This is a genomic window from Nocardia sp. NPDC003693 (assembly GCF_053981095.1).
This window is the reverse complement of record NZ_JBSFNO010000006.1, coordinates 1-26716: the sequence shown is the minus strand read 5'-3', so window position 1 is coordinate 26716 and position 26716 is coordinate 1. Positions and strand designations below refer to the sequence as shown.

Annotated in this window: 28 protein-coding genes; 19 read left to right on the top strand and 9 right to left on the bottom strand. The window is 69.4% G+C overall.

The annotated features are described in order from the left end of the window. Positions 1–24: 24 nt before the first annotated feature. Genes ACWDOP_RS09540 through ACWDOP_RS09530 form a run of 3 tightly spaced genes read right to left on the bottom strand, consistent with a single transcriptional unit; the run spans position 25 to position 1808 of the window. Complete coding sequence (locus ACWDOP_RS09540; protein ID WP_456344706.1) at positions 25–1026, bottom strand: pirin family protein; 1002 nt, start codon at positions 1024–1026, stop codon at positions 25–27. Further along, entirely contained in the window at positions 1023–1334 is a 312-nt protein-coding gene (locus ACWDOP_RS09535) for a GNAT family N-acetyltransferase (RefSeq protein WP_354987537.1), read from the bottom strand. The genes ACWDOP_RS09540 and ACWDOP_RS09535 overlap by 4 nt, the downstream gene beginning before the upstream one ends. A 3-nt stretch (positions 1335–1337) precedes the next feature. Further along, a complete protein-coding gene (locus ACWDOP_RS09530; protein WP_456344834.1) occupies positions 1338–1808 on the bottom strand; it encodes a carboxymuconolactone decarboxylase family protein in 471 nt (156 codons plus the stop codon). A 142-nt stretch (positions 1809–1950) separates the two neighbouring features. On the opposite strand from ACWDOP_RS09530, the gene ACWDOP_RS09525 reads away from it, so the two are divergent. After that, on the top strand, positions 1951–2571 hold the full coding sequence (locus ACWDOP_RS09525; protein WP_456344705.1) for a GTP cyclohydrolase II: 621 nt from the start codon (positions 1951–1953) through the stop codon (positions 2569–2571). Between the two features lie 162 nt (positions 2572–2733). On the opposite strand, the gene ACWDOP_RS09520 is transcribed toward ACWDOP_RS09525, so the two are convergent. After that, positions 2734–3744 carry an aldo/keto reductase gene (locus tag ACWDOP_RS09520; protein WP_456344704.1) on the bottom strand — a complete coding sequence of 337 codons (1011 nt, stop codon included), beginning with the start codon at positions 3742–3744 and terminating at the stop codon, positions 2734–2736. Then, positions 3741–4190, bottom strand: coding sequence for a MerR family transcriptional regulator (locus tag ACWDOP_RS09515; protein WP_454201634.1), 450 nt, complete (start codon positions 4188–4190; stop codon positions 3741–3743). The genes ACWDOP_RS09520 and ACWDOP_RS09515 overlap by 4 nt, the downstream gene beginning before the upstream one ends. A 171-nt stretch (positions 4191–4361) precedes the next feature. Here ACWDOP_RS09515 and ACWDOP_RS09510 point away from each other — a divergent pair, with 171 nt between their 5' ends. Next, positions 4362–4562 carry a hypothetical protein gene (locus tag ACWDOP_RS09510; RefSeq protein WP_354987532.1) on the top strand — a complete coding sequence of 67 codons (201 nt, stop codon included), beginning with the start codon at positions 4362–4364 and terminating at the stop codon, positions 4560–4562. A gap of 92 nt (positions 4563–4654) precedes the next feature. On the opposite strand, the gene ACWDOP_RS09505 is transcribed toward ACWDOP_RS09510, so the two are convergent. Continuing rightward, positions 4655–5146 carry a SixA phosphatase family protein gene (locus ACWDOP_RS09505; protein WP_456344703.1) on the bottom strand — a complete coding sequence of 164 codons (492 nt, stop codon included), beginning with the start codon at positions 5144–5146 and terminating at the stop codon, positions 4655–4657. A gap of 228 nt (positions 5147–5374) precedes the next feature. On the opposite strand from ACWDOP_RS09505, the gene ACWDOP_RS09500 reads away from it, so the two are divergent. Further along, on the top strand, positions 5375–7045 hold the full coding sequence (locus tag ACWDOP_RS09500) for an FAD-dependent oxidoreductase (RefSeq protein WP_454201636.1): 1671 nt from the start codon (positions 5375–5377) through the stop codon (positions 7043–7045). A gap of 95 nt (positions 7046–7140) precedes the next feature. Here the strand turns inward: ACWDOP_RS09500 and ACWDOP_RS09495 are convergent, their stop codons facing one another. Both ACWDOP_RS09495 and ACWDOP_RS09490 read right to left on the bottom strand, forming a co-directional pair. Continuing rightward, entirely contained in the window at positions 7141–7686 is a 546-nt protein-coding gene (locus ACWDOP_RS09495; RefSeq protein ID WP_456344702.1) for a hypothetical protein, read from the bottom strand. Between the two features lie 162 nt (positions 7687–7848). Continuing rightward, a complete protein-coding gene (locus ACWDOP_RS09490) occupies positions 7849–8622 on the bottom strand; it encodes an acyl-[acyl-carrier-protein] thioesterase (protein ID WP_454201638.1) in 774 nt (257 codons plus the stop codon). Positions 8623–8782: 160 nt separating this feature from the next. Here ACWDOP_RS09490 and ACWDOP_RS09485 point away from each other — a divergent pair, with 160 nt between their 5' ends. The 9 genes from ACWDOP_RS09485 to ACWDOP_RS09445 all read left to right on the top strand — a co-directional run bounded on the left by ACWDOP_RS09485 (position 8783) and on the right by ACWDOP_RS09445 (position 19611). Then, positions 8783–10717 (top strand): protein kinase domain-containing protein, encoded by a 1935-nt coding sequence (locus ACWDOP_RS09485; RefSeq protein ID WP_456344701.1) that lies wholly within the window; start codon positions 8783–8785, stop codon positions 10715–10717. A 194-nt stretch (positions 10718–10911) separates the two neighbouring features. Further along, entirely contained in the window at positions 10912–11886 is a 975-nt protein-coding gene (locus ACWDOP_RS09480) for an NADPH:quinone oxidoreductase family protein (protein ID WP_456344700.1), read from the top strand. Between the two features lie 50 nt (positions 11887–11936). After that, positions 11937–13049, top strand: a complete 1113-nt coding sequence (locus ACWDOP_RS09475) for a winged helix DNA-binding domain-containing protein (RefSeq protein ID WP_456344699.1) — start codon at positions 11937–11939, stop codon at positions 13047–13049. Between the two features lie 450 nt (positions 13050–13499). Then, positions 13500–14963, top strand: a complete 1464-nt coding sequence (locus ACWDOP_RS09470) for an amidohydrolase family protein (RefSeq protein ID WP_456344698.1) — start codon at positions 13500–13502, stop codon at positions 14961–14963. A 120-nt stretch (positions 14964–15083) separates the two neighbouring features. Beyond that, entirely contained in the window at positions 15084–15866 is a 783-nt protein-coding gene (locus tag ACWDOP_RS09465) for an ABC transporter ATP-binding protein (RefSeq protein ID WP_454201837.1), read from the top strand. Further along, positions 15866–16708, top strand: a complete 843-nt coding sequence (locus tag ACWDOP_RS09460; protein ID WP_456344697.1) for an ABC transporter permease — start codon at positions 15866–15868, stop codon at positions 16706–16708. The genes ACWDOP_RS09465 and ACWDOP_RS09460 overlap by 1 nt, the downstream gene beginning before the upstream one ends. 57 nt (positions 16709–16765) lie before the next feature. Then, on the top strand, positions 16766–17929 hold the full coding sequence (locus ACWDOP_RS09455) for a nitrate ABC transporter substrate-binding protein (protein WP_456344696.1): 1164 nt from the start codon (positions 16766–16768) through the stop codon (positions 17927–17929). Between the two features lie 24 nt (positions 17930–17953). Then, positions 17954–18940 carry an isopenicillin N synthase family dioxygenase gene (locus ACWDOP_RS09450; protein ID WP_456344695.1) on the top strand — a complete coding sequence of 329 codons (987 nt, stop codon included), beginning with the start codon at positions 17954–17956 and terminating at the stop codon, positions 18938–18940. 26 nt (positions 18941–18966) lie between these two features. Next, complete coding sequence (locus tag ACWDOP_RS09445; RefSeq protein WP_456344694.1) at positions 18967–19611, top strand: GntR family transcriptional regulator; 645 nt, start codon at positions 18967–18969, stop codon at positions 19609–19611. 102 nt (positions 19612–19713) lie between these two features. Here ACWDOP_RS09445 and ACWDOP_RS09440 read toward each other — a convergent pair whose 3' ends face one another. Continuing rightward, positions 19714–20232 (bottom strand): Lrp/AsnC family transcriptional regulator, encoded by a 519-nt coding sequence (locus ACWDOP_RS09440; protein WP_454201647.1) that lies wholly within the window; start codon positions 20230–20232, stop codon positions 19714–19716. Between the two features lie 139 nt (positions 20233–20371). Between ACWDOP_RS09440 and hppD the strand changes: the two genes are divergently transcribed. From hppD to ACWDOP_RS09405, 7 genes are all read left to right on the top strand, one after another. After that, the gene (gene hppD, locus ACWDOP_RS09435; RefSeq protein WP_456344693.1) at positions 20372–21580 is read left to right on the top strand and encodes a 4-hydroxyphenylpyruvate dioxygenase; all 1209 of its coding nucleotides are present in this window, start codon (positions 20372–20374) and stop codon (positions 21578–21580) included. Between the two features lie 101 nt (positions 21581–21681). Continuing rightward, the gene (locus ACWDOP_RS09430; RefSeq protein WP_454201649.1) at positions 21682–22212 is read left to right on the top strand and encodes a DUF3558 domain-containing protein; all 531 of its coding nucleotides are present in this window, start codon (positions 21682–21684) and stop codon (positions 22210–22212) included. Positions 22213–22223: 11 nt separating this feature from the next. Then, positions 22224–22802, top strand: a complete 579-nt coding sequence (locus ACWDOP_RS09425) for a DUF3558 domain-containing protein (protein ID WP_454201650.1) — start codon at positions 22224–22226, stop codon at positions 22800–22802. 310 nt (positions 22803–23112) lie between these two features. Then, on the top strand, positions 23113–23487 hold the full coding sequence (gene rpsL, locus ACWDOP_RS09420; protein WP_019049359.1) for a 30S ribosomal protein S12: 375 nt from the start codon (positions 23113–23115) through the stop codon (positions 23485–23487). A 1-nt stretch (position 23488) separates the two neighbouring features. Beyond that, positions 23489–23959, top strand: coding sequence for a 30S ribosomal protein S7 (rpsG, locus tag ACWDOP_RS09415; protein ID WP_030525248.1), 471 nt, complete (start codon positions 23489–23491; stop codon positions 23957–23959). Positions 23960–24122: 163 nt separating this feature from the next. Continuing rightward, positions 24123–26228, top strand: a complete 2106-nt coding sequence (gene fusA / locus ACWDOP_RS09410) for an elongation factor G (RefSeq protein WP_456344692.1) — start codon at positions 24123–24125, stop codon at positions 26226–26228. Positions 26229–26347: 119 nt separating this feature from the next. After that, a partial coding sequence (locus tag ACWDOP_RS09405) for a GTP-binding protein (RefSeq protein WP_456344691.1) occupies positions 26348–26716 on the top strand: 369 nt, incomplete at its 3' end.

Sequence of the window (26716 nt, the reverse complement as noted above, 5' to 3'; positions counted from 1 at the left end):
CGAATGCCGTTGTGCGGGTGACGATCAGTCGTGGTGCCCGCCGGTGCGGCGCTTGCGCGGTTGCAGCCGCCCGCCCGGGAGCGGGGGAGCGGGGATGCGCTGATCCGGGGTGTGACCCGCGATGTCCGGGAAACGCTCCAGATCGTGCTTCTCCCAGTCGTTCCGGGCCGCCTCGATCTCGTCGTGGCTGCGCGCCACGAAGTTCCACCACATCACGAGGTTCTCGTCGAGGGGCTCGCCGCCGATGAGCAGCAGTCGCGCGCCCGTCGTCTCGTGCAGGCGCAGTTCGGTGCGATCACTGCCCAGGTACAGCAGGCCGCCGGGTTCGGCACGGCTGTCCTCGACGGTCAGCGCGCCCTCGACCACCAGGACGGCGTATTCGAAGGCGGGGTTCAGGGGCAGGGTCACATCGGCCCCGTCCCGCGCCCGCAGATCCGCGCCCACGATCGGGGTGTACGCCTTGGCCGGGGAAGCGACCGCGCCGAGCGTCCCGATCAGGACCGTACCCAGCACGCCGGGTCGGCCATCGGTGCTCAGCTCGAACTCGGGCAGATCTCGATGCTGCTCGAAATGCGGTGCCACCCAGCGGCTCTCGTCCGGGAGCGCGATCCACAGCTGCAGTCCCGCGCCGGACTCGTGGCCGGGCACCCGGTACTCCGAATGCGCGATGCCGCGCCCGGAGGTCATGATGTTCAACTGGCCGGGCTGGATCTCCACATCCGATCCCACCGAATCCCGGTGCCGGATGCGGCCGTCCAAGGGCCAGGTGACCGTTTGCAATCCGATGTGCGGATGCGGGTCGATATCGTGTCCCGCCGGATTGGCGGCGGAACCGGAGCCGAAATTGTCCAGGAAGCACCACGCGCCGACGGTGGGCAGGTCCCGCTGCGGCAGCGTCCGGAACACGGTGACCCCGCGCACCCCGCCCAGCGGCACCTCGCGCGCGGGAAACAATTCCGCGCGCGGACCCGGCCGCCCGGACGCCTCGCACAGCGCGGCCTCCGGATTCGGCTCCAGGTCACTCATCGCTTGATGCCCTTGCCGACGACGTGCGCGTCGTACTCCGGATGCTTGTCCAGCCACGCCTTGATGAACGGGCAGCGCGGCACGATGACCCGCCCGCGCGCGATCACATCCTCGATGGCGTCGTGGGCCAGCACGCTGCCGAGCCCCTTCCCGCCGAAAGCGGGGTCGATCTCGGTGTGAATGAAGACGGTGTCGTCGTCACGCTCGCGATATTCGGTGAACCCGGCGAGCGAGCTCCCGTACCACACCTCGTATCGGTGTTGTGATTCATTACGGACGACGGCGGCCGCCACAGCCTGTTCGCTCATTGTTCAGTTCTCCTTCCGCACCCGCACCGGATGTTTGCTCAGAATCGACACGCGATTGAACGCGCCGATCGTGGTCGCGGCCCAGATGAGGACAGACATCTGGTCATCCGACAAATGTTGCCGCGCAGCAGCATACTCATCGTCGACGATTTTCTCGGCCGGTAGCGAAGTCACGGTTTCGGCGATCGCGAGCGCGGCTCGTTCCTGCTCGGTGTAGAGGTGCGGACTCCGCTGCCACGCGGGTAACACCGCCAATTGCTGCGGGGTCACCCCCGCGTCGAGCGCGGCCCGGGAATGGACGTCGAGGCAGTACGCGCAGCCGTTGAGCTGAGAAACACGCACATTCACCAGTTCCATCACCGCCCGCCCCAATTCGACCGCCGCGGCGGCATTGCGGACCGCCACCGCGACGCTGTTCAACGCGTGATAGACCTCGGGCGTCTGCTTGTCCAGCCAGACGCGGTCGTGAAGCACAGGGGACTGCATAGTGGACGCATCGTAAGCCGAGAAGCTGAACCGTGCCCTCCGGTCCGGTAATTGCGCGTGGCGTGGAATATCGCCGGTCGCGGCGCGGTTGCGCACCGAACGGAATGATCACTCTCAGCCCGGAGCGCATATGAGCCCCTTCTCGACCGGCGACGCGCAGGTCCGTACGCGTGTGCGCATACCGCTGACCTTCGCCGACGGCTACGCCACCACCGCCGAGGCGGTCACCTTCCGGGGCCTGGACGACGAGCGCGAACATCTGGCACTCATCCTCGGCGAACCCGTGGGCACCCCGCTGGTGCGACTGCATTCGGAATGCCTCACCGGCGACGTGTTCGGGTCCGCCCGCTGTGACTGCGGCCCGCAACTGCGCGAGGCCGTGCAGCTGATCGCCGAGCACGGCGGCATCCTGCTGTACCTGCGCCAGGAAGGGCGCGATATCGGGCTGTACAACAAGCTCGACGCCTACGCGCTACAGGATCAGGGCCTGAACACCTACGAGGCCAACGCGGCCCTGGGCCTGCCCGAGGACGCCCGCGACTACACCGCCGCCGCCCAGATGCTCGCCGCGCTCGGCGTCACCGAACTGGATCTGCTCACCAACAATCCCGAGAAGGCCCGTCAGCTGCGCGCCCTGGGCGCGCGGGTGCGCGAGACGGTCCCCACCGGCGTGCACGAGACCCCGGACAACCTGCGCTACCTGCGCGCCAAGGTGGAGCACACCGGCCACACCATCAGCCTGGCGGGCTGAACGCCCGCCCGGGCCGCCCGCGCGATCGGCGACAACACCTGGAGCCCGCCCCCGGAAACGGCAGGGGGCGGGCTTGATCCGCGTTGCGGCCGCACTGCGATGCCGTGCCGGGAACCCCGTGCGGCAACTGTTCCTTGATGGCGGAGAGTCTCTGCCGCAGTGCTATTCGCGACCGGCGGAGGTGAAGCTCATGTCCGCGTAGCGATCTCCCGCCACCTGACCCGCGATCGGCTCCAGCGCCGCCAGGTCGTCGGCGCTGAGGGCGACGGCCGCCGCGCCCACGTTCTCCGCCACGCGGGCGCGGCTGCGGGTGCCCGGGATCGGCACGACGGGGAGCCCGTGCACCTGCGCGCGGGCGTGTACCCAGGCCAGCGCGACCTGGGCGGGGCTGACGCCCTTCGCCTCGGCGATGGCCCGCAGCGGGGCCAGCAGCTCGAAGTTGCGCTCGGCGTTCTCGCCGGCCAGGCGCGGGAAGTTCCGGCGGATATCCCCTTGCGGCAGTGCGCCGTTGGTGGACACCCCGCCCGTGAGGAACCCGCGCCCGAGCGGCGAGTAGGGCACGAACGTGACCCCGAGCTCGGCGGCCGCGGGCACCACGGTGTTCTCCACGTCGCGGGAGAACAGCGACCACTCGGACTGCACGGCGGCGATGGGGTGCACCGCGTATCCCTCGCGCAGTTCGGCGCCGGTCACCTCGGACAGCCCGAGCTGCCGGACCTTGCCCGCCGCAACCAATTCCGCCAGCACGCCCACGGTGTCGGCCACCGGCACGCCGTCCTGTTTGCGGTGCATGTAGTACAGATCGATCACGTCGATGCCGAGTCGCCGCAGGCTCGCGTCGACGGCCCGGCGAATGTAGTCGGGGGAGTTGTCGACACCGCGATAGGCAGGGTCGTCCGCCTTGCGGACGATGCCGAATTTCGTTGCCAGCGTGATCCGCTCGCGGTTGGCGCGGACGAAATCGCTGAGGAATTCCTCGTTGTGCCCGCTGCCGTAGATGTCGGCGGTGTCGAACAAGGTCACGCCGAGCTCCAGGGCGCGTTCCAGGGTGGCCCGCGCCTCGGCGGCGTCGGTGGGCCCGTAGAACTCGCTGATGCCCATCGCGCCGTAGCCCTGCGCACCGACCCGGGTATCGCCGAGGGCGGTGGTGGGCAGCAACTGTGTGTCGGTCATGCCGGTTTCCCTTCGCTAGCGCGCGTTGTCGTCACGGTCCGCCAGTCGGCTCCGGGATTGCCCTCGTAGAGAGCGATCTTGCAGTCGAGGACGGCCACGGTCTGTCGAAGTTCCTCGATGCGGTCGAGCACCTCGGCCCGAGTGCGCCGGAACATGTCCAGGCGCTGCGGGAAGGTGTGATCCCCGGCGCGCACCAGCTCGGCGTAGGACACCATGTCCGCCACCGGCATTCCGGTGCGCCGCAGCTTCCCGATGAGGGCCAGCCAATCCAGGTCGCGCGCGCTGAAGCGGCGCTGCCCGGTGTGGTCGCGGCCCACGTAATCCATCAGGCCGATGCGCTCGTACCAGCGCAGGGTGTCCCGGGTGAGACCGCACCGCTCGGAGACCTCTCCGATGGAGTACCGCGGTCGCTCGTAGTCGGGGCTCTCCCACGCTGGTGCGTTCACCGGTCTCGCCTTTCACTGAGGAACAACGATCACGCTAGCCACCTGGAGTGCACTCCAAGCAAGCCCGATTCTGCCGAGATTTCCGCGCGGCGGCGACCCGTCGGCGCGCTCGGGGGTGCGAGGTTTTCCTGTGCACGGCTGTGGATGGATTCCGCGCCTACTCTGGGGAGCATGTCCAAAGAGATTGATCGGGTCCGCGCGCGATCGGCGCTGGCGACCGTCAAGGAGCAGCCGGTCATCGCCGCCATCGCGGCGCTGCCGGTGGTGGTGGTCCTCGGTGTGGTGTGGGCGCTGCTGGGGTTCTTCCCGGCGCTCCTGCTACTACTCGTGTTCGGCGGCGTGGTCGTGGTGCGCGGCAAGCTGCTGAAGTAGTACGCACGGCACGGCGGTCGCCGCCGCCGGGTGGCCGTGCCGTCGCGGCATACGGCCGCTGCGTGCGGCCCGGCGCGTGATCCCGCGGTACGTCAGCGCGCGATGTGGAAGCGCACCAGCTCACCCGTGCCGGGGTCGATGGCTGTCCAGTCGCGGTCGAATTCCAGCACCGCCAGCGCGGACGTGGGGAACTTCCGGCTCAGCTCCTCCGCGGCCGCGGAATCGCGATTGCTCGCCAACTCCCATGCCGTCCACGGCATTCCGGGCGAGTGCCCGACGATCAGCAGCGTCTCGATCGCCGGATCGGCGAGCTGCGCCAGCTCGATCAGCGTGTGCGGGGACGCCTCGTAGATGGACTCCTCGAACGTCACCGGCGCGTCGATCCCGGTGGCCGTCAGGGTCTCGCGCGTGCGCACCGCGGTCGAACAGAACACCGCGTCGATGCGCGGCTGCGTCTCGCGCAGCCAGTCGCCGGCCAGCGCCGCCTCGCGCAGCCCGCGCGGCGCGAGCGGCCGATCATGGTCCGCCACGCCGTCCGGGTAGCCGGATTTGCCGTGGCGCATCAGGATGAGGGTCCGTGCCATGGCCACAACGGTAAGCCCAGCCGGGCCGACACCGGTCGAGACGTGCCCGGAACACCGGATCTCGCTCCCGGCGAGAGACGGGACTCACACTCGAGGCACACTAGGGGAGGCGTCACACCTAGTGCGGACTGGCGCTCAACCCCCGCATATATTAGAACGTGTTCTACCCGCCCTGCTCGAACCCCGAGCGGAGTAGCACCACGCGACTGTTTCGAGGATCTGCGAGATATGGCCTATGTGATCACGCAGCGTTGTTGCAACGACGCCAGCTGCGTTCCCGAGTGTCCGGTCGATTGCATTCGTCCCACTCCCGAGCAACGTGAGTTCGCTTCGACCGAACAGCTCTATATCGACCCCGATACCTGTATCGACTGTGGTGCGTGTGTGGACGCCTGCCCGGTCGACGCGATCTTCTCGGAAGACGATCTGAGCGCGTCGCTGGCCCGGTTCCGTGACATCAACGCTTCCTACTTCGTCCGGCATCCGCTGGAGTCGAACTTCGAGCCCCTGGTGCCGCCGTCCCGCGCGCCCAAGGATCGCGGCACCCTGCGCGTCGCGATCGTCGGCGCGGGCCCGGCCGCCTGCTACGCGGCCGAGGAACTGCTGCGCCGCGCCGACGTGGAGGTGGAGCTGTTCGACCGGCTGCCCACCCCGTACGGCCTGGTGCGCGCGGGCGTGGCGCCCGACCACCCGGGCACCAAATCGGTAGCGGGCCTGTTCGAGTCGGCGTTCCGGCGCGACGCGCTGCAGTACCGGCTGAACGTGGAGATCGGCAAGCACATCAGCCACGACGAGCTGGTCGCCCATCACCACGCGGTGATCTACGCGCACGGCGCGTCCACCGACCGCCGCCTGAACGTGCCCGGCGAGGACCTGCCCGGTTCGCACTCGGCCACCGAGTTCGTGGCCTGGTACAACGGGCACCCGGATTTCGCGGATCGCGAATTCGACCTCTCGGGCGAGCGGGCCGTCATCGTCGGCAACGGCAACGTGGCCCTGGACGTGGCGCGTGTGCTCACCGTCGATCCGGACGTGCTGGCCAAGACCGACATCGCCGATCACGCCCTGGACGCGCTGCGCCGCAGCAACATCCAGGAGGTGGTCGTGCTCGGCCGTCGCGGGCCGCTGCAGGCCGCGTACACCTCGCCGGAGTTCCTGGCGCTGGCGCACCTGAAGAACGTCGACATCATCGTCGATCCGGCTGAACTGGAACTCGATCCGTCGAGCCAGGCCGAGCTGGACGATCCCGAGGTCGAGCCCTCGCTGCAGCTCAAGTACACCCTCGCGCAGGAGTACGCCGCCCTCGCGCCCACCCCGGGCCGCAAGCGGATCGTGTTCCGGTACCTGGTCTCGCCGACCGCCGTCACCGGCGACGGCAAGGTCGAGGGCCTCGAGTACGTGCACAACGAGTTGGTCGAGGAGAACGGCCGCCCGGTCGCCTACGCGTCCGAGCGCACCGGCAGCCTGGACGCCTCGCTGGTGCTGCGCTCGATCGGCTACAAGGGCAAGGCGATCGCCGACATCCCGTTCGACGAGAGCAACGGCGTGGTCCCCAACGACCACGGCCGGGTCGTCGGCGCCGACGGTGAGCCGCTGCAGGGCATCTACGTCTCCGGCTGGATCAAGCGCGGCCCGCGCGGCGTCATCGGCTCCAACCGGGTCGATTCGCAGGAGACCGTGGATCAGCTCATCGAGGACTTCTCGGCGGGCAAACTGGCCGCGCCCCAGGCGGATCGCGCCGCCCTGGACGCGCTGCTTGCCGAACGCCAGCCCGAGGCCATCGGCCGGGACGGCTGGAAGGCCATCGACGCGGCCGAGCGCACCGCGGGCAAGGCCGCCGGCCGCCCCCGCGTGAAGTTCACCAGCCTCGAGGATCTCCTCAAGGCCGCCAAGGGCTGACGCCCGACCAGGCACGAACACGACTGTGGCCCACCGGTTTTCCGGTGGGCCACAGTGCTGTCGCGATCTCGCTGCGCCGCAGGGGAACTCTGTCCCTAGTTCGCGCGCAGGGCGATGACCAGGCCGTCCTTGGCGCACATCGACGGGACGGCGGGATCGGGCTGGGCGTTGCAGCTCCAGCCGTCGATCGTGGCCACGTCGGTGTCGCTGATGGTCTGGACGTACTCGGTCGCCACGGTGATCGCCTCGGTGCAGCCGACCCGGCCCGCCTCGGTGCCCACGGCGATCACGTGGCGGGTGCCGCCGCCCGCGTCGGTCACCGGTCCGCAGTTCACGTCGTCGATCACCGGGCTCGGCACGGGGGAGGTCGTGGTCACCGGCGCCGTGGTGGGTACGGGCTCGGTCGTGGTCACCGGCGGGACGGTCGTCACGGGCGGATGGGTGGGGCTCGGCGGCGGCAGCGGGGCGGCGGACGGGCCGACCAGTTTGGTCGCGCTCGCGGGCGCGGTGGTCGTCGTCGTGATGGTCGTCGGGGTGCCGGTGGCTCGGTCGTCCGCGGAATCGTCCGACGAGGAGCAGGCGGCGAGCGTGGCGACGAGTGCGGGGGCGGCCGCTAGCAGGGCCAGGTGGGCGATGCGCATGGCGATCTCCTGTTCCCGATCACCGGATGCGATCGGCTCGCCGCAGAGTGTGTCAGGCAAACCCTTGGCTACCGGGACTTTCGGTGGGTATGTCCCGAATATGCCGGGCGGGACGTCACCCGATCACCCCGATCGCCGCCCGGGTCCACGATCGCCGGCCCGTCAGCTCGGCAGCGGGCCGATCCGCACCGTCGTGGTGGTCACCCCGCCCACCACGAACCACAGCCGCAGCACCGGATGCCCGGTCCGGTCGCCCGGCTCGTACCGCGAGCGCACGCTGATGTGCTGGCGCGCCAGCACCGGCGCGATGTACTCGATCACCGCGCGATGCGGCCCGGCCACCAGCTTCGGGTAATCCACCAGATACTGCTCGACGGCCTGCCAGTACGCGGCGTTGTTCACGTGGTTGTACTGGTCGATGTCGGTGGCGCGCACCGGGAACGGCATATCGGTGTCCGACTCGGGCGGGGTGTGGTCGACCAGCCACGGCCGCCAGCGCAGGCGGTGCTCCTGGGTCGTGCGGGCCAGCTCGGCCAGGCCCTCGTCGCTGATGCGGGTGGGCATGTTGGTGAATTCGTTGATATTGATCCAGAAGCCCTCGGTCTCGATGAGACCGCCGTTCTCGCTGGTGATCCGCACCCGCATATTGGTCCAGCGCGTCGACATGGCCGAACACCAGCGCCGCAGCTCGATCCGGTCCGGCCAGTGGATCGGGCGCACCACGTCCACCACCGTGCGCCGCACGATCCAGGCCGGATCGGTGCGATGGAAGAACCCGGAATGCATTTCCTCCCAGGCGATGTCCTGCAGATAGCGGGCCACGGCGTCGTACCGCAACCGCTGGTAGGGATCCACGTCGCCGGCCCGGACGGGCCACGCCGAGGCGAAGCCCATGCCCTCCTGGGGAAGCGGGGCGAGCGGCTGATCGTGTGACACTGGTGCTCCTCGCGCTGCATCGCCGCGGATTCCGTGAACCCGGGCGTGCCGCGTTTCGTGCGGTGCTTGCTGAGACATGACTTTACGCAGGGCATGGCAGGTGTGCGCGCGGCCCCGTAGCCTTTGCTGGTGTAGATCCACGGCAGGGGAGGCGACGCCGGTGCCCGCAGGCGCTAGGGCCGGTACGCGGTTCGGACAGTACGAGTTGCGACGGCTGCTCGGTGTGGGCGGAATGGGCGAGGTCTACGAGGCCTACGACACCGTCCGCGACCGCGTCGTTGCCCTGAAACTGCTCGCCGTCGAGCTCGCCGGTTCACCCACCTATGTGGAACGCTTCCGCCGCGAATCCCGCACCGCCGCACGCCTGCAGGAGCCGCACGTCATCCCCGTGCACGACTGGGGCGAAGTCGACGGCGTGCTGTACATCGACATGCGCCTGGTGCGCGGGCGCGACCTCAAGGCGCATCTGCACGAGCGGGGCCCGCTCACCCCCGAGCAGGCCGTCGCGGTGGTGGAGCAGATCGCCGCCGCCCTGGACGCCGCCCACGAGAGCGGGCTGGTGCATCGGGACATCAAACCCGCCAACATCCTGCTGACCGGTGAATTGTTCGCCTACCTGGTCGATTTCGGTATCGCGCACACCGAGTCCGACGCCCAGCTCACCGTGACCGGCAGCGCCATCGGCTCCTTCGCCTACATGGCCCCCGAACGCTTCGAACACGATGCCGCGGTGACCACCTCCGCCGACGTCTACGCCCTGGCCTGCGTGCTGTACGAAAGCCTCACCGGCGAAATCCCGTTCACGACCGACAGCAACCTGGCCACGATCCGCGCCCACATGCTGACCCCGCCGCCGCGCCCCAGCCACCGCCCCGGCGTCCCCGCCTCCTTCGACCGCGTCATCGCCACCGGCATGGCCAAGGACGTCCCCGACCGCTACGCCACCGCCGGTCAGCTGGCCCGCGCCGCCCGCGCGGCCCTGCTCCGCGCCGACCCGGCCGATACGACCCGTGCCACCCCGCCCGGCCCGCGGTCCACCCGGGTGCAGGACCCGTCCGGTCCGTTTGCCACCCCGGCCACTCCGCGGCCCCCCGGCCCCGGCGCGCCGGGCCACCCGTCCTACCCCGGCCAGGGCGGAACTCCGGCCGCCCGCGGCTTCACGGCCCGGCCCGGCATCGAGCCGGCTCCCGGGGCAGGCGACCACGGACCACGGCCGGGCCCGGCCCGCCCCGTACCGCCGGGAGCCAACCCGGCCGGTGGCGCCGCGCAGTTCGGAGCGTCGCGAACGCCCGGCGATCGAACCGGGCTGCCCGGTGAATCGCGCACGCCGCCCGGCGATTACGCGGGGCCGGCCGGTGAAACCCCGATGCCGCCCGCACTGCGTACCGACACCCGGTCGGCACACTTCTCCGGTACCCGGGCGCAGACAGCGGGTTATCCGCCGGCCGCCGGGACGCCGGGGGAGTACGACGTCACGCTGCACCGGGCGTCCGGATACTCCGGGCCGACCCCGCTCGCGCGACCCGAACACCCCTCCGCGCCACTGCCTTTGCCGCCGCGCGAACGCGGCTCGATGCCCCTGGTCGTCGGCATGCTGGCCGCGGTGGTCGTGCTGCTGCTCGCGGCCGTCGGCTGGCTCCTGTTGTCCGGCAACGGAGATGGCCCCGGCGGTTCCGGCGGCACGTCGGAGATCGCCCAGCCCGGGCAGGGCACGCCGGGACGGCCGACCGCGGTGGTGCCCACGACGCTCGCCCCCTTCAACGGTTCCGTATCCGGCACGGACGCACAGGGATTCACCGCCGCCGGCGCCCGCTGCAACGCCGACGATCCCGCGATGGCGGTCGGCCGCACCGCGTCGTCCCGAGTCGTGGTGTGCCGCACCGGCGCCGGCCGCTTCTACTACAGGGGCGTGCGGATCAGCGACGGCGCGGGCATCACCCTCGACGACCCGGTCCCCGACGGCACCGGCGGCTACACGGTCGTCAACCAGGTCGACGGCACCCGCTACCGCGTGACCGCCACGGCCCTGACCATCACCCGCGACGGCGCGACCCTCGCGAACGAGGCGATGGTCGAATACGCCTACCGAGGCTGAGCGCCCGGCACGCGGAGGGTCCTCGTCACGCGCGCCGGGCGGCGATGTGGGCGATATTCCGTCCGGGGTGGCCTACGTGGCCCGGGCCGGACCGGGGCGGCGAGCGAACCCGGCTCGCCCGCTGTTGTGCCGGGCCGGATATCGGTTAGGTTCGGGTGAGTACCCGCAAGTGGGATTGATCGGAGTTGATCGGTATGCGCGCAGCCGTGGTGAGCAGGCTGGAAGGCCCGGAGACCATCGAGGTCCTCGACATGCCCGAGCCCGCGGGCTATCCGGGCGGGGTCGTCATCGACGTGCACGCCGCGGGCATCGCCTTCCCGGACGTGCTCATGACCCGCGGTCTGTACCAGATGAAGCCGCAGCTGCCCTACATCGTGGGCTGCGAGGTGGCGGGCATCGTGCGCGAGGCCCCCGAGGGCGCGCATGTGAAGGCGGGCGACCGGGTGGTGGCGCTGACCCTGCTCGGCAACGCCGTCGCCGAGGTCGCGGTCGCGCCGGTCGACATGGTGTTCGAACTGCCCGACAACGTCTCCCTGGAGGCCGGTGCCGGCGTGCTGTTCAACGACCTCACCGTGCACTTCTGCCTGACCAAGCGCGGCAGGCTCGCCGAGGGCGAGACCGTGCTGGTGCACGGCGCGGCCGGCGGTATCGGCACCTCCACGCTGCGGATGGCGCAGGCGCTCGGCGCGGGCCGGGTCATCGCGGTGGTGAGCACCGAGGAGAAGGCCGAGGTCGCCCGGGCAAACGGCGCCACCGACGTGGTGCTGACCGACGGGTGGCTGGCGGCGGTCAAGGAGATCACCGGCGGGCGCGGCGTCGACATCGTGCTCGATCCGGTCGGCGGCGACCGCTTCACCGACAGCATCCGCTCCCTGGCCTCGGGCGGTCGCGTGCTCGTGGTCGGCTTCACCGCGGGCGACATCCCCACGGTCAAGGTGAACCGCCTGCTGCTCAAGAACGTCGAGGTCGTCGGCGCGGCCTGGGGCGAATGGGTCATGACCCATCCCGGCTACCTGCGCGAGCAGTGGGCCGAGGTCGCGCCGCTGCTCGCCAACGGCAAGATCGCGCCGCCGGAGCCCGCGCTCTACACCATGGCGCACACCGCCGAGGCCGTCTCCGCCCTGGACAAGCGCACCGCCACCGGCAAGGTCGTCATCACCGTCCGCTGATGGTGCGTGGGCACGACACCGGCGCCGCGGTCCCGTAACGTGCGGCAATTGTGAAGCTGTCCAACCGGATTCTGAATCGCACGCTGCTGGCGCGCCAGCATCTGCTCGAGCGCGCCCCGCTCGGCGCGCCGCAGCTGTGCGATCACCTCGTCGGATTGCAGGCCCAGGACACACTGCCGCCGTTCCTCGCACTGTGGTCGCGCACGGCCGATTTCGACCCGGCCACGGTCTCGGCCGGGCTCGAGGATCGCTCGCTGGTCCGAATCACCCTGATGCGCGGCACCATTCACCTGGTCACGCCGCCGGACGCGCTGCGGATCGCACCGCACATCCAGCCCGAGCTCGAAAAGATCCCGTTCCGTAAGGGATTCAACTTCGGCGCCATGGTCGGCCTCGATCCCGACGAGGTGCGCGCGCACGGCGAACAGGTGCTCGGGCAGGAACCCATGTCGGCGGCCGACATGCGCGCCGAGGCCCTGGCCCGCTACCCGGACCGCAACGCGAGCGCGGTGCTGCAAACCTGGCTCTACCAGCTGCCCGTTCTGCAGACTCCGCCGCGCGGCCGCTGGAAGGACAGCAGCCGCCCGGTCTGGTCCCGCATCGAACCCTGGCTCGGCGCGCCCCCGGACCCGGACTACCCGCTCGAGGAACTCCTGCTGCGCTACCTGCGCGCCTTCGGCCCGGCCACCACCATGGACATGCAGACCTGGTCCAAACTCACCGGCATCGCACCCGCCGTGACCCGGCTGGGCGACCGCGTGCGTACCTACACCGACGACCGCGGCCGCACCCTCTACGACGCCGCCGACGCCGAACTCACCGACCCGGACACCCCGGCCCCCGTCCGCCTGCTCGGCTGGTACGACAATCTCCTGCTCTCCCACCAGGATCGCTCCCGCGTGATCCCCGACGGCGCGCCCCCGCCCCTGCGCGAGGCCGCCAACCAGGTCTCCCCGGTCCTGATCGACGGCTTCCTCCAGGGCATCTACAAGATCTTCACCACCGCCAACGTCGCCCGCCTGCGCGTCGTCCCCCGCTCACCCTGGACCCCCACCCAACGCGCCGAGGTAGAGGCCGAGGCCGCCGCCCTGCTCGCCTTCGCCGAACCCGACCGCACCCCCAGCGTCGAGATCCTGACCCCGGACGCAACACTCAAGCCGTGACGGCCGGGGTCGCCCGGATCGGCGTCCGCCCGGGCGATTCCGAATTCTCGCGGGCTCGGACGCCTACTGATTCGCGGGTGCCCTGACCCTTCCGGAGTGGCGACACCGCGGGAGCCGAAGGCCCAGACGCCTCGCGTCCACGGAGTTCTGACCGCCCGGCAGCTCCGCCGCTCCCGGGGCACCGAGCTCGCCCGGCCACCGGAACGCGAGCGCACACGTTGTGCACAACGTTCCCCAACTGTGGACGCCTGTGCACAACGCGCGGCGCGGGAGGGGCCGGGCGGCGGGCACTCGGGCCGATTCGGCGCGCCCGATCCGGATCGGCATGGTAACCCCGGCGAAACACGACCTCGCTAGGCTCGCGGGCACGGCGTTCATGGCTGCAACGGACGCGCGCGCACCGTCGACAACCGGCGGGCTAACCAGCCGCATTTCCTGGAGGAATGCCGCATGGGCAGCCGTCTTTCCATGTCCGCCGTCATCGGGGACGTCACCGTCTACGCCGCGACCGCCGCGGGGCCGCAATGGGTTTCGGGGCAGGACGTCGTCATCCGCGACGGGCGGATCATCGCCATCGGCCCCGGCGCGGGACGCGCCGCCGGCGAGAGCGCCGCACCGACCGGCGGCGGCGATGAGACACCATCCCGGCGCGTTGATCCGGCCTACGACTTGTCCCGCAGCCCCGGCGAGCACGCTGCGCCGGCGGTCTTCGGTGCGGGTGAAGCGCCTCCCCGAATCGACGGCGGCGGCGCGTATCTCGTGCCCGGGTTCGTCAACACCCACACCCACCTGCAGCAGTCGATCCTGCGCGGGGCGGGGGAGGGGCTGCCGCTGCTCGAATGGCTGCACTGCGTGGGCGAATTCACGGTCGCCGCCACCCCCGAGCAGACCTACCTCGCGGCCCTGGCGGGCGGGCTGGAGCTGCTGCGGAGCGGCGTCGCCACCGTGGTCGAGCACATGTGGCCCAGCGGCTCCGAGGCCGTGCACGACGCGGCCCTGCGCGCCCTGGACGAACTCGGCATCCGGGTCGTGTTCGGGCGCGGCGTCGCCGACCGGGCCGACGCCACCCGCAAGTGGGGGATGGATCCGCGCCTGCTGCAACCACTTCCGGAGGCGCTCGACCACATCGGCGAACTCGACCGGCGCTGGGGCGGCGGGCGCGTCACCACCGCCCTGGCCGTGCCGAACCCCCGCTGCCTCACCCCCGAGGGCATGGCGGCGGTCCGCGACTTCTCCGATCGCACCGGCAAGACCATCTCCATCCACCTGCTCGAGACCGACACCGACGAGGACATGTGCCGCCTGCACGCGGGCGTCTCGGCGGTGGACTACCTGGACGCGGGCGGCCTGCTCGGCGAACGCACCCTCGCCGTGCACTGCTGCCGCCTGGACGCGCACGGCCGCGCGGTCTTCGCCGAACGCGGCGTCTCGGTCTCCTACAACCCGCTCAGCAACATGCGCCTGGGCAGCGGCGTGGCCCCGATTCCCGACCTGCTCGCCGCCGGCATCGGCGTCGGTCTCGGCGTGGACGGCGCGGCCAGCAACGACACCCAGGACATGCTGCTCGCCCTGCGCATGGGCGCGTACCTGCAACGGGTCGCGCACCGCCGCGCCGACCTGCTGAACGTCCACGACATGATGCGCATGGCCACCCGCGGCGCGGCCCGCGCGCTCGGCGATCCGGCGACGCATTCCGGTGTGGCCGTGGGCGACCCCGCCGACCTCACCCTCGTCCGCTTCGACCGCGACTTCGCCTGCCTGCCCGTTCGCGACCCCGGCGCGTCCCTGCTCACCACCGCGTCCCCGCGCGTGGTCGACACGGTCTGGGTGGCGGGGGAGGCCGTGATCCGCGACGGCCGCAGCACCCGCGTCGACGAGCAGGAACTCGTCAAGCTCCTCAATGACATGCAGTAACAGTTAATCAATTCGAAACAGCGACACGATTGCATGTAATTCATATCGACAACACTGATCTCACGCACAAGATGCACGCAGTACAAGTGAGAGAAGGTGAGTGCGATGGTCTTGCGGGACATGGTGCGCAATCCGATCGGCGCTCCGGCCGGAACGCGACCGGAGGCGGAGATTTCCTTCGCGGGCATCGGAAAGCGCTATCCCGGAGCGGGTTCGGGTGACGTGGTGGCACTCACCGACATCGACCTCGAGGTCCGGCGCGGTGAATTCGTCGCCGTCGTAGGGCCTTCCGGCTGCGGCAAGTCCACCCTGCTCCGGCTGGCCGCGGGCTTGGAACAGCCCAGCGCGGGAACCGTTGCGGTGCAGTCCGATTCGGTCGGCTTCATCTTCCAGGAGGCCACCCTGCTGCCGTGGCGCCGGGTCCTGCGCAACGTCGAACTCGCCGCCGAGCTCGGCGGCATCGACCGCGCCACCCGCCGCGAGCGCGCCACCCGCGCCCTCGCCGCGGTCGGCCTGGCCGATTTCGCGGGCAAACTCCCCGGTCAGCTCTCCGGCGGCATGCGCATGCGGGTCTCACTGGCTCGCGCGCTCGCCCTGGAACCCCGCGTCATGCTGCTCGACGAACCCTTCGGCGCCCTCGACGAGATCACCCGGCTGAGCATGCAGGAGGAACTGCTGCGCCTGTACCGCGACAACGCCTTCAGCGCCCTGTTCATCACGCACTCGGTCTCCGAGGCGGTCTTCCTGGCCGGCCGCGTGGTGGTCATGTCCGCCCGCCCCGGACGCGTGCACGAGGTCATCGACATCGACCTGCCCTACCCGCGCGAGCGCGACCTGCGCTTCGAACCCGCCTACACCGAGCTGGTCTCCCACGTGTCCCGTTCCCTGAAAGAAGCCTGCTGATGGTCGGTCTCGCCGTTTCCGCCGCCCCGGCGCGCCCCCGGCTGCCGCGGCGCGTCCCCGTCCCGCGCGTGCTCCGCCGCCTGCTGGCGCCGCTGCTCTCCGCCGGCCTGGCCCTGTCCGCCTGGTACCTGGTCTCGCTGGTGCTGCTGGCCCCGGACCGCCGCTTCCTGCTCCCGCCCCCGCACGCCGTCTTCGCCGAATCCCTCAGCGATTCCGCGAAATTGGAGGTCATGCTGCGCGCCCTGGCGGTCACCGCCCGGGTCGCGGTGACCGGCCTGTTCTTCGCCGCGGTGATCGGCATCGCGATCGGGGTGCTGATGAGCCAGGCCAAGGTCGTCGAACGCGTGGTGTACCCGTACGCCGTTGTCCTGCAAGCCGTTCCGGTGCTGGCCGTGGTCCCGCTCATCGGCCTCTGGTTCGGCTACGGCCTCACCGCCCGCACCATGGTGTGCGTCCTGATCGCGGTGCATCCCATCATCGCTATGACCCTGTTCGGCATCCAATCGGTCGACCGTAACCTGCGCGAACTGTTCACCCTCGGCCGCGCGAGCCGACTGCGGCGCCTGGTCTCCCTGGAACTGCCCGCCGCCCTGCCCTCGATCATGGCCAGCCTGCGCACCGCCGCCGGACTCGCGGTGACCGGCGCGATCATCGGCGACATGTTCTTCGCCAAGGGCAAACCCGGCATCGGCACCCTGCTCGACAACTACCGCTCCCGCCTCCAGTCGGAGGATCTGCTCGCCGCCCTGCTGCTGGCCGCGCTCTTCGGCGTGCTGGTCTTCGCCCTCTTCACCGCCGCGCAGCGCCTCACCGTCGGCCGCTGGCACGCCTCGGGCCGCTGAATCCGCCCGCCTCACACCGCTTTTCCGTCCCACATCTCGACACCCCGTGGAGAACCAATGCCCAACCGTCTACGCCGCCTGGGGACAACCGCGCTGGCACTGCTCGTGGTGGCCACCGGCGCCGCCTGCTCCGACAGCGAATCCGACACCGCCGCAGTGCAACTCCCGCCCGCACCCGCCGAACAGCAGCTGGCCGGCATCTGCCCCGCCACCGTCGCGGTCCAGCTGCAATGGGAACCCGAAACCGATTCCGGCCCGCTCTTCGGCCTGCTCGGCCCCGGCTACCGCGTCGACTCCGACGCCAACAAGGTCACCGGCCCACTCGTGGTGGACGGCAAGGACACCGGCGTCGACCTCGAACTGCGCGCGGGCGGCCCGGCCATCGGCTTCCAGACGGTGCCCTCGCAGATGTACGTCGACTCCTCGATCACCCTGGGCCTGACCCACTCCGAGCACGCCATCGCCGCGGCCGCCGCCCAGCCCATCGTCGCTGTCACCACCCTGCTGCGCTACAGCCCGCAGATGCTCATGTGGGACCCGGCCACCCGCCCCGGCTGGCGCGGCATCGCCGACATCGGCAAAACCGATGCGCCCGTGGTGGTCTCGCAGGGCCAGCTGTACCCCGAGTGGCTGGTCTCGCGCGGCCTGCTGCAGGCGAACCAGATCGACACCTCCTATGACAACGGCCCCTCGCGCTTCGTGTCGGACCCCTCCTTCGCCCAGCAGGGCTTCGCCAACTCCGAGCCCTACGTCTACGAACACGAGGTGCGCGCCTGGAACAAGCCGGTCGCCTACCAGCTGCTGCGCGACGTCGGCTACGAGGGCTACGCCCGCACGGTGAACGTGCGCGCCGACAAACTGAACGAACTGCGCCCGTGCCTGCAGCGCCTGGTGCCCATGATCCAGCGCGCCACCGAACGCTTCCGCGCCGACCCGGGCCCGGTGAACGACGTGGTGGTGGACGTGGTCGCCCAGAGCGCCAACTTCTCGCCCTACAGCGCGGAACTGGCCGCCTTCGGCTCCCGCGTCCTCATCGACAACGGCCTGATCGGCAACGAGACCGACGGTGTCATAGGCAGTTTCGACGAGGCTCGGGTGCAACGCGTCATCGACGAATTCGCGCCCATCCTGCGCCGCGGCGGCGCCCAGGTACCCGACGGCCTCACCGCCCGCGCCCTCGTCACCAAGGAATTCCTCGACCCCGCCATCTCCGCGAGCTGACCCACTTCGATCGGAAAGGACACCATGACCAGCCAGGAAACCACCGAGGTCGCCCGCGAGATGCGCATGGGCGGGCTCGGCGCCGAAGCCGCCCGCGAGATCCGCGTCATCGACCTCACCGACTTCGAGGACCGCCGCGCCGAGATCACCGACCAGCTCTGGACCGCCGCCACCGAGATCGGCTTCTTCCAGCTGTCCGGCCACGGCATCCCACAGGAGCAGATCGACTCCGTATTCGACTGCACCGCAAGGTTCTTCGCGCTGCCCGAACCCGTGAAGGCGCAGTACCCGCTGGTGAAGGCCGACAACGCGGGCTGGGAGAGCATGAGTCAGGTGCGCCCCTCCATCGGCGTCCCCGACCAGAAGGAGTCCTACCAGGTCACCCGCCCGCACATGGACGGCCGCTGGCCCACCGCCGCCGAGCTGACCGGATTCACCAGCGCCGTACTGGATTTCGAGCACGCCTGCTGGACCGTGGCCATGCGGGTGCTGTCCTGCTTCGCCGACCGCCTCGGCTTCGACCGCGACTACTTCACCGCCGCACACGATCCCGCCTCCCCGCACTACCAATCCACCCTGCGCCTGCTGCACTACTTCGCCGTCCCGCCCGAACTGCGCCACGTCCCCGGCCGCTGGCGCGCCGGCGCGCACACCGACTTCGACTGCCTCACACTGCTGTTCCAGCGCGACGGCCAGGGCGGGCTGCAGGTCTGCCCCGGCCGCGAGATGGACGAACAGCAGTGGACCTCCATCACCCCGTCGTCGAGCCTGATCACCTGCAACATCGGCGACATGCTCACCCGCTGGAGCGATGACCTGCTGCCGTCGAACTTCCACCGCGTCCGCGGTCCGGGCCCCGACGAGTACCAGGGCGAGCGCTACAGCATCGCCTACTTCGCCCAGGCCGACCGTGACGCCGTCATCCAGGGTCCGCGTGGGGCCTACCCGCCCGTCACCGCCGCCGACTTCCTCGCCGAGCGCGTGCGGGCCAACTACCGCCCGCGCGGGTAATTTCGAACCGATCAGAAAGGACCACCATGAGCGAACCGGACAGCGAGCTGCTCGGCCCGTCCGTGCACCGGCAGCTCCGCGGGCTCGTGCTGTCCGGCGAACTCGCACCCGGCGCCCCGCTGAGCGTGCTCGCCCTGTCCGCGCGCCTCGGGGTGAGCCGCAGCCCCGTTCGCGAAGCGGTGCAGCAGCTCATCTACGAGGGCCTCGCGGTCAATGTCCCGCACGCGGGCGCCCGCGTCGCGAGCATGGACGACACCCAGATCCGCGACGTGCTGGCCGTGCGCACCGTGCTGGACGGCCTGGCCGCCGCCACGGCCGCGACCCGCCTCACCGAAGCCGATCTGAGCAAGCTCACCGCCCTGCTCGCCACCCAGGAAGATCACCTGCGCGAGCCCGCGGACCCCGCCCGCGACTCCGAACTCGACCTCGAGTTCCACACCTTCATCCGTGAGCGTTCCGGAAACCGCACGCTCGCAGACGAACTCGCGCGCCTGGACGCCCAGGCCCACCTCTATCGCGGCGATCTGTGGCGGCACCCCCGCAACCGCAGCATCGCCCTGCGCGAGCACCGCCGCATCCTGGACGCCCTCGAGTCCGGCCACGCACCCGACGCCCGCGCCGCGGCCGAGGCCCACGTCTGCGGATTGATCACCCGCATGGGCCGCGATTGACGGCACCCGCCCGACCCTCGCGTACCGCCCCGCGGGGATGCGTCCTTTTGCCGCGGCCGACCGGCAACGGCCGCGACGACGAGCCTCGATCAGCCCGCGGACTCAGTGCGCGTTGCGGTACGCCGGCGCCTTGCTCGAGGTGGACGGGCTCAGCGTCCGCAACAGCGGCAGCGTGCGCTGGGCCACCACCGTCGACAGCACGATCACACTGTGCGAGCGCACCACCGTCGCACTGCGGTCGATACTCAGCAGCACGTGCTGCAACCCCGCGTGCGAATCCGCGCCGATCCGGCACAGCACATCCCCGGACCCGGTCGTGGCGTACGCCTCCAGCACCCCGGGTATCGCCTCCAGATCCGCGGCCACCGCGTCCAGCTGACCCTGCGCGATCTCCAGCGTCACGAACGCCTGCACGTCGAACCCCGCCGCCGTGACATCCACGTGCGGGTCGTAGGAGGAGATGACCCCCGCCTCCTCCATCCGTGCGATCCGCGACTGCACCGTGGCCCGCGCGACCCGGGTGCGCCGCGACAGTTCCAGAATTCCGGCCTTCTGGTACTCGTGCATGGCGGCGAGGATGGCCAGATCGAGTTCATCCAACTTGGCGGGCGTGCGAGCCATGACGGGACCTCCGCTCGGGAGTGATGCTGCTATTCAAATTGTCCAGCACCGAGCGGGCGATGGTGGCGCAATTCGCCAGGGTGTCTATTCGGAATCGCCGATATTGCCCAGCTGGGGCCCCGCGCCGTTCCCTTACAGAATGACCATCGAGGTTGCTCCGACGTGGCCCGCCGAACCCTCCGACCCCGCCGAGGACGACGAGCTGCGCCGGCTCGTCGGACTCGTCGATCACGACGCCACCGCCGATCCCTTCCCCGTCATCGGCTGGGACGCACTGGTCTGGGCGGTCGGCAACGCCACCCAGACCGCCCACTTCCTGGAATCGGCCTTCGGCATGCGGCTCGAGGCGTACTCCGGGCCCGAGACCGGCAATCGCGACCACAAAGCGTTCGTCCTGCGCAGCGGCGGCGCCAGATTCGTCGTCAAGGGCGCCGTCGATCCCGCCAGTTCCCTTGTCGCACACCATGATCTGCACGGCGACGGCATCATCGACATCGCCCTCGAGGTCCCCGACGTCGACCGCTGTGTCGCCTGGGCCCGCACGCACGGCGCCACCGTCCTGGCCGAACCGCACGACGACACCGACGACTTCGGCACCGTGCGCTCGGCCGCCCTGGCCACCTACGGCGACACCCGGCACACCCTCGTCGACCGCTCCCGCTACGACGGCCCCTACCTCCCGGGCTTCGTTCCCCGCCGCTCGGCCCACGAACCCCGGCCCGGCGCGCCGAAGCGGATATTCCAGGCCATCGACCACGTCGTCGGCAACGTCGAACTGGGCCGCATGGACCACTGGGTCGAGTTCTACCGCCGCGTCATGGGATTCGAGAACATGGCCGAATTCGTCGGCGACGACATCGCCACCGACTACTCCGCCCTCATGAGCAAGGTCGTGGCCAGCGGCAACCACCGGGTCAAATTCCCGCTCAACGAACCCGCGCCGAGCCGCAAACGCTCCCAGATCGACGAGTACCTCGAGTTCTATCGCGGCCCCGGCGTCCAGCACATCGCCCTGGCCACCGGCGACATCCTCGGCGCCGTCGACGCCCTGCGCCGCGAGGGCATCGAATTCCTGGACACCCCCGGCACCTACTACGACGACCCGGAACTGCGCGCCCGCATCGGCCACGTCCGCGTGCCCGTCGCCGAACTGCGCGCCCGCGGCATCCTGGTCGACCGCGACGAGGACGGCTACCTGCTGCAGATCTTCTGCAAACCCGTCACCGACCGCCCCACCGTCTTCTTCGAGCTCATCGAGCGCCACGGCTCGCTCGGCTTCGGCAAGGGCAACTTCAAGGCCCTGTTCCAGGCGATCGAGCGCGAACAGGAGTCCCGCGGAAACCTGTGAGCCGGACCGGGACTCCGTTCCCGCCCGTGTCATCGGGAATTCGAACGCGCGGCAAACGCTGTGACGGGCTCGACTCCCGGCCGCACAGTAGAGTTCTGGGCATGCGTATGACGTCGGCGATCGTCACGGGGTTGAGCCTCGCGCTGCTGCTGTCGGCGTGTGGGGGGAGCGACGAGGACGCCCCGACCGGGCCGCTGCGACCACCCCCGAAGGTGGCGACGCTGGGCCCGTTCGTCGGCGAGTGCGGTCACCTCACCGACGACGAGGTGCGCGACATCGGGGGACTGGGCGCCATCTCCCGGGTCTTCAAGAACTCGACCGGATGCAACTGGCAGGGCGGCGGGATCGGCTCGGCGAGCGTGACTTTCGCCTCCTACCGCGGCAGCCCCATCGATCGCGAGAAGGCGTGGGTGGCCAGCGTCGGCCGCGAGCCCGAGACCATCGAGGTCGGCGGCCGCAAGGGCTTCCAGGCCCTGGACCCGAGCAATCGGGTGTGCGATCTGGCCATCCAGCTCGACGACGACTTCTTCGAATGGTCCATGTCCTTCGGCGCCTTCGGCAGCGCCAACCAGGGCAACCCGTGCGACCGCACCCGCCGCATGGCCGAACTGACAGTGCAGCGGCTCGGATGAAAGCGACGACCATGCGGACCCCGTCCCCCCGGCGGCGCACCCGCGCCGCGGCGGCCCTGCTCGCCGCCGTCGCGGTGACGGCCGCGATCGGTGGCTGCGGCAAGACCATCCCCGGCACCGCGCTGCCCGCGGGCGGCACCACCGACGACGGCGGCGGCCGGCTCAACACCAACTTCGACAAGCTGCTGCGCGAATGCGACGTGGTCACGCTCGAGGACATCGGCAAGGCGGTCGGGGAGGGCACCTACGTCGAGCCCTCCTTCAACGGCGCGGTCTGCATGTGGGATCTGGACGGCGGCGCGTCCGGCAGCGGCATGGTGACGCTCAGCTGGTACGAACTGGGTTCGCTCAAGAACGAGAAGGCGAACAACGACCGCCTCGGATATGTGACGAACGACATCTCGGTGCAGGGCCGGCGATCACTGGAGACCCGCCGTCCCGGCGACGCCGATTCCTGCGGGGTCAGCGCACCGGCCGCGGACACCGGAATCGTCGGGTGGTGGGTGAACTTCCGGCCGGGCTCGAGCCATCCGGATCCCTGCGAAGCGGCCCGCAAGCTGGTCGAGTTGACCCTCAACCTTGCTCGTTAGCGTCTCTACCAGCCCCGCTGCGGGGACCCCTTTTTGCCCCCTGTAAAGGGTGCGGGTATCGTGGACCGCTGTGCCCGGAAGCATTCGGGCAGGTTTGTGCGCAGTACGTAGGCCAGCGAGAGCGGCTGACCGTTCCAGCGTGCCCGTAATTCGGTGCACACGCTGCGTATGACACGCCCGACCTCGTGGCAAGGAAATGCCGTGGGAACTGGGCGGAAAGCTCGAATGACAGCGGCGTGAACAACGGCGCCGCAACCGAATTACAGACATGAAGTTCCAGACACCTGGTTACTAAAAGGAAAGCCGGTCTATGCCAACCATCAACCAGCTGGTCCGCAAGGGTCGCCGCGACAAGGTCTCCAAGACCAAGACTGCGGCCCTGAAGGGGAGCCCGCAGCGTCGTGGCGTGTGCACTCGCGTGTACACCACGACCCCGAAGAAGCCGAACTCCGCGCTGCGTAAGGTCGCGCGTGTTCGCCTGACCAGCGCGGTCGAGGTCACGGCGTACATCCCCGGTGAGGGCCACAACCTGCAGGAGCACTCGATGGTGCTCGTTCGCGGCGGTCGTGTGAAGGACCTCCCGGGTGTGCGCTACAAGATCATCCGCGGCTCGCTCGACACCCAGGGCGTGAAGAACCGCAAGCAGGCTCGCAGCCGTTACGGCGCCAAGAAGGAGAAGAGCTGATATGCCACGCAAGGGCCCCGCACCCAAGCGTCCGCTGATCAACGACCCGGTCTACGGGTCCCCGCTGGTCACTCAGCTGGTCAACAAGATCCTGCTGGACGGCAAGAAGTCCACCGCCGAGCGCATCGTCTACGGCGCCCTCGAGCAGGCGCGCGAGAAGACCGGCACCGATCCGGTCGTCACCCTCAAGCGCGCGCTGGACAACGTCAAGCCCGCCCTCGAGGTGAAGCCCCGCCGCGTCGGTGGCGCCACCTACCAGGTGCCGGTCGAGGTCCGTCCGGGCCGCTCCAACACCCTCGCGCTGCGCTGGCTGGTCAACTACTCCCGCGCGCGTCGTGAGAAGACCATGATCGAGCGTCTGGCGAACGAGCTGCTCGACGCCAGCAACGGTCTGGGCGCTTCGGTGAAGCGTCGCGAGGACACCCACAAGATGGCCGAGTCCAACCGGGCGTTCGCGCACTACCGCTGGTGATTCGGCTCCCGGCTACTCCGTTCGTGGACGTGCCGGGAATCGAGTCGCAGTTCGGCGCGGTAGGCACCCACCTGCCGCGCCGGGCGTTGACACAGTGATGACCGCTGGAGAAGCCAGGGTCGTTCCCGAAGATCCCAACTAGCTACGAGCGGGGAAGATTTCCGTGGCACAGGAAGTGCTCACAGACCTGAACAAGGTCCGCAACATCGGCATCATGGCCCACATCGATGCGGGTAAGACGACCACGACCGAACGCATCCTCTTCTACACCGGCATCACGTACAAGATCGGTGAGGTGCACGACGGCGCCGCCACGATGGACTGGATGGCGCAGGAGCAGGAACGCGGCATCACCATCACGTCGGCCGCGACGACCTGCTACTGGAACAACAACCAGATCAACATCATCGACACCCCCGGGCACGTCGACTTCACCGTCGAGGTGGAGCGTTCGCTCCGCGTCCTCGACGGCGCCGTCGCGGTGTTCGACGGTAAAGAGGGCGTCGAGCCGCAGTCCGAGCAGGTGTGGCGTCAGGCCGACAAGTACGACGTGCCGCGCATCTGTTTCGTGAACAAGATGGACAAGCTCGGCGCGGACTTCTACTTCACCGTGCAGACCATCAAGGACCGCCTGGGTGCCAAGCCGCTGGTCATCCAGCTGCCGATCGGCGCCGAGGACTCCTTCGAGGGCATCGTCGACCTGGTCGAGATGAACGCGAAGGTCTGGAAGGGCGAGACCAAGCTCGGCGAGTCCTACGAGGTCATCGAGATCCCGGAGGATCTCAAGGACAACGCGGAGATCTACCGCCAGGAACTGCTCGAGACCATCGCGGAGTCGGACGAGGCGCTGCTGGAGAAGTTCTTCGGTGGTGAGGAGCTCTCGATCGAGGAGATCAAGGGCGCCATCCGCAAGATGACCGTCAGCTCCGAGCTCTACCCGGTGCTGTGTGGTTCGGCGTTCAAGAACAAGGGCGTTCAGCCCATGCTCGACGCCGTCGTGGACTACCTTCCGACCCCGCTGGACGTCGAGTCCGTGCAGGGCCACGTGCCCAACAAGGAAGAGGAAGTCCTCACCCGCAAGCCGTCTTCGGACGAGCCGTTCGCGGCGCTGGCGTTCAAGATCGCCACGCACCCGTTCTTCGGCAAGCTGACCTACGTGCGCGTGTACTCGGGCAAGGTCGACTCCGGCGCCCAGGTCATGAACGCGACCAAGGGCAAGAAGGAGCGTCTGGGCAAGCTGTTCCAGATGCACTCCAACAAGGAGAACCCGGTTCCCGAGGCCGTGGCCGGCCACATCTACGCGGTCATCGGTCTGAAGGACACCACCACGGGTGACACCCTGTGCGATCCGCAGAACCAGATCGTCCTGGAGTCCATGACCTTCCCGGATCCGGTCATCGAGGTGGCCATCGAGCCGAAGACCAAGGCCGACCAGGAGAAGCTGGGCACCGCGATCCAGAAGTTCGCCGAAGAGGATCCGACCTTCAACGTGAAGCTGGATCAGGAGACCGGCCAGACCGTCATCGGCGGTATGGGCGAGCTCCAGCTCGACATCTACGTCGACCGCATGAAGCGCGAGTTCAAGGTCGAGGCGAACATCGGTAAGCCGCAGGTGGCCTACCGTGAGACCCTCACCAAGACGGTGGAGAAGTACGAGTACACCCACAAGAAGCAGACCGGTGGTTCGGGCCAGTTCGCCCGTGTCATCATCGCTCTCGCGCCGCTGGTCGACGCCGAGGACGGCGCTACTTACGAGTTCGAGAACAAGGTCACCGGTGGCCGCGTTCCGCGTGAGTACATCCCCTCGGTCGACGCGGGCATCCAGGACGCCATGCAGTACGGCGTGCTCGCCGGCTTCCCGCTGGTGAACGTGAAGGCCTCGCTGCTCGACGGCGCCTACCACGAGGTCGACTCCTCGGAAATGGCGTTCAAGATCGCGGGCGCCATGGCCCTCAAGGAAGCGGCTCGCAAGGCCGGTCCGGTGATCCTCGAGCCGCTCATGGCGGTGGAGGTCACCACGCCCGAGGATTACATGGGCGAAGTGATCGGCGACCTGAACTCCCGCCGTGGCCAGATCCAGGCCATGGAGGAACGCAGTGGTGCCCGTGTCGTCAAGGCGCTGGTTCCGCTCTCTGAGATGTTCGGTTACATCGGTGACCTGCGGTCCAAGACCCAGGGCCGGGCGAACTTCTCGATGGTGTTCAATTCGTACGCGGAGGTTCCGGCCAACGTGTCGAAGGAGATCATCGCCAAGGCGACCGGCGAGTAATTCGCTGCCCCGGGGCGGGTTCTCCCGAAGCCGCCCCGATCGGTCGTCGAACGACCCCCTGTAATACAAACCGCACTGCTGCAAAAAAAGCACGCACTAACTAGTCCAGGAGGACAACAGTGGCGAAGGCGAAGTTCGAGCGGACGAAGCCCCACGTCAACATCGGCACCATTGGTCACGTCGACCATGGCAAGACCACGCTGACCGCGGCGATCACCAAGGTGCTGGCTGACACCTACCCGGACGTGAACGCTGCGTTCGCGTTCGACCAGATCGACAAGGCGCCGGAGGAGAAGGCTCGTGGTATCACGATCAACATCTCCCACGTCGAGTACCAGACCGAGAAGCGTCACTACGCCCACGTCGACGCCCCCGGCCACGCCGACTACATCAAGCAGGGTTGCCGCCACTACCGCGCCGAGCAGCAGAGCGGGCGCACGCAGGAACCTCATCTCGATCACATCCCCGGGCTCAGCGCAGCAGATAGG

What these genes read in the sequence shown, in the direction of transcription:
- rpsG (WP_030525248.1), top strand. Translation starts at nt 23,489, where the DNA reads ATGCCACGCAAGGGCCCCGCACCCAAGCGTCCGCTGATCAACGACCCG.
- ACWDOP_RS09465 (WP_454201837.1), top strand. Translation starts at nt 15,084, where the DNA reads ATGGTGCGCAATCCGATCGGCGCTCCGGCCGGAACGCGACCGGAGGCG.
- ACWDOP_RS09450 (WP_456344695.1), top strand. Translation starts at nt 17,954, where the DNA reads ATGACCAGCCAGGAAACCACCGAGGTCGCCCGCGAGATGCGCATGGGC.
- ACWDOP_RS09445 (WP_456344694.1), top strand. Translation starts at nt 18,967, where the DNA reads ATGAGCGAACCGGACAGCGAGCTGCTCGGCCCGTCCGTGCACCGGCAG.
- ACWDOP_RS09495 (WP_456344702.1), bottom strand. Translation starts at nt 7,686, where the DNA reads ATGCGCATCGCCCACCTGGCCCTGCTAGCGGCCGCCCCCGCACTCGTC.
- ACWDOP_RS09505 (WP_456344703.1), bottom strand. Translation starts at nt 5,146, where the DNA reads ATGGCACGGACCCTCATCCTGATGCGCCACGGCAAATCCGGCTACCCG.
- ACWDOP_RS09470 (WP_456344698.1), top strand. Translation starts at nt 13,500, where the DNA reads ATGGGCAGCCGTCTTTCCATGTCCGCCGTCATCGGGGACGTCACCGTC.
- rpsL (WP_019049359.1), top strand. Translation starts at nt 23,113, where the DNA reads ATGCCAACCATCAACCAGCTGGTCCGCAAGGGTCGCCGCGACAAGGTC.
- ACWDOP_RS09460 (WP_456344697.1), top strand. Translation starts at nt 15,866, where the DNA reads ATGGTCGGTCTCGCCGTTTCCGCCGCCCCGGCGCGCCCCCGGCTGCCG.
- ACWDOP_RS09520 (WP_456344704.1), bottom strand. Translation starts at nt 3,744, where the DNA reads ATGACCGACACACAGTTGCTGCCCACCACCGCCCTCGGCGATACCCGG.
- ACWDOP_RS09455 (WP_456344696.1), top strand. Translation starts at nt 16,766, where the DNA reads ATGCCCAACCGTCTACGCCGCCTGGGGACAACCGCGCTGGCACTGCTC.
- ACWDOP_RS09425 (WP_454201650.1), top strand. Translation starts at nt 22,224, where the DNA reads ATGCGGACCCCGTCCCCCCGGCGGCGCACCCGCGCCGCGGCGGCCCTG.
- ACWDOP_RS09540 (WP_456344706.1), bottom strand. Translation starts at nt 1,026, where the DNA reads ATGAGTGACCTGGAGCCGAATCCGGAGGCCGCGCTGTGCGAGGCGTCC.
- hppD (WP_456344693.1), top strand. Translation starts at nt 20,372, where the DNA reads ATGACCATCGAGGTTGCTCCGACGTGGCCCGCCGAACCCTCCGACCCC.
- ACWDOP_RS09525 (WP_456344705.1), top strand. Translation starts at nt 1,951, where the DNA reads ATGAGCCCCTTCTCGACCGGCGACGCGCAGGTCCGTACGCGTGTGCGC.
- ACWDOP_RS09500 (WP_454201636.1), top strand. Translation starts at nt 5,375, where the DNA reads ATGGCCTATGTGATCACGCAGCGTTGTTGCAACGACGCCAGCTGCGTT.
- ACWDOP_RS09535 (WP_354987537.1), bottom strand. Translation starts at nt 1,334, where the DNA reads ATGAGCGAACAGGCTGTGGCGGCCGCCGTCGTCCGTAATGAATCACAA.
- ACWDOP_RS09480 (WP_456344700.1), top strand. Translation starts at nt 10,912, where the DNA reads ATGCGCGCAGCCGTGGTGAGCAGGCTGGAAGGCCCGGAGACCATCGAG.
- ACWDOP_RS09430 (WP_454201649.1), top strand. Translation starts at nt 21,682, where the DNA reads ATGCGTATGACGTCGGCGATCGTCACGGGGTTGAGCCTCGCGCTGCTG.
- ACWDOP_RS09510 (WP_354987532.1), top strand. Translation starts at nt 4,362, where the DNA reads ATGTCCAAAGAGATTGATCGGGTCCGCGCGCGATCGGCGCTGGCGACC.
- ACWDOP_RS09440 (WP_454201647.1), bottom strand. Translation starts at nt 20,232, where the DNA reads ATGGCTCGCACGCCCGCCAAGTTGGATGAACTCGATCTGGCCATCCTC.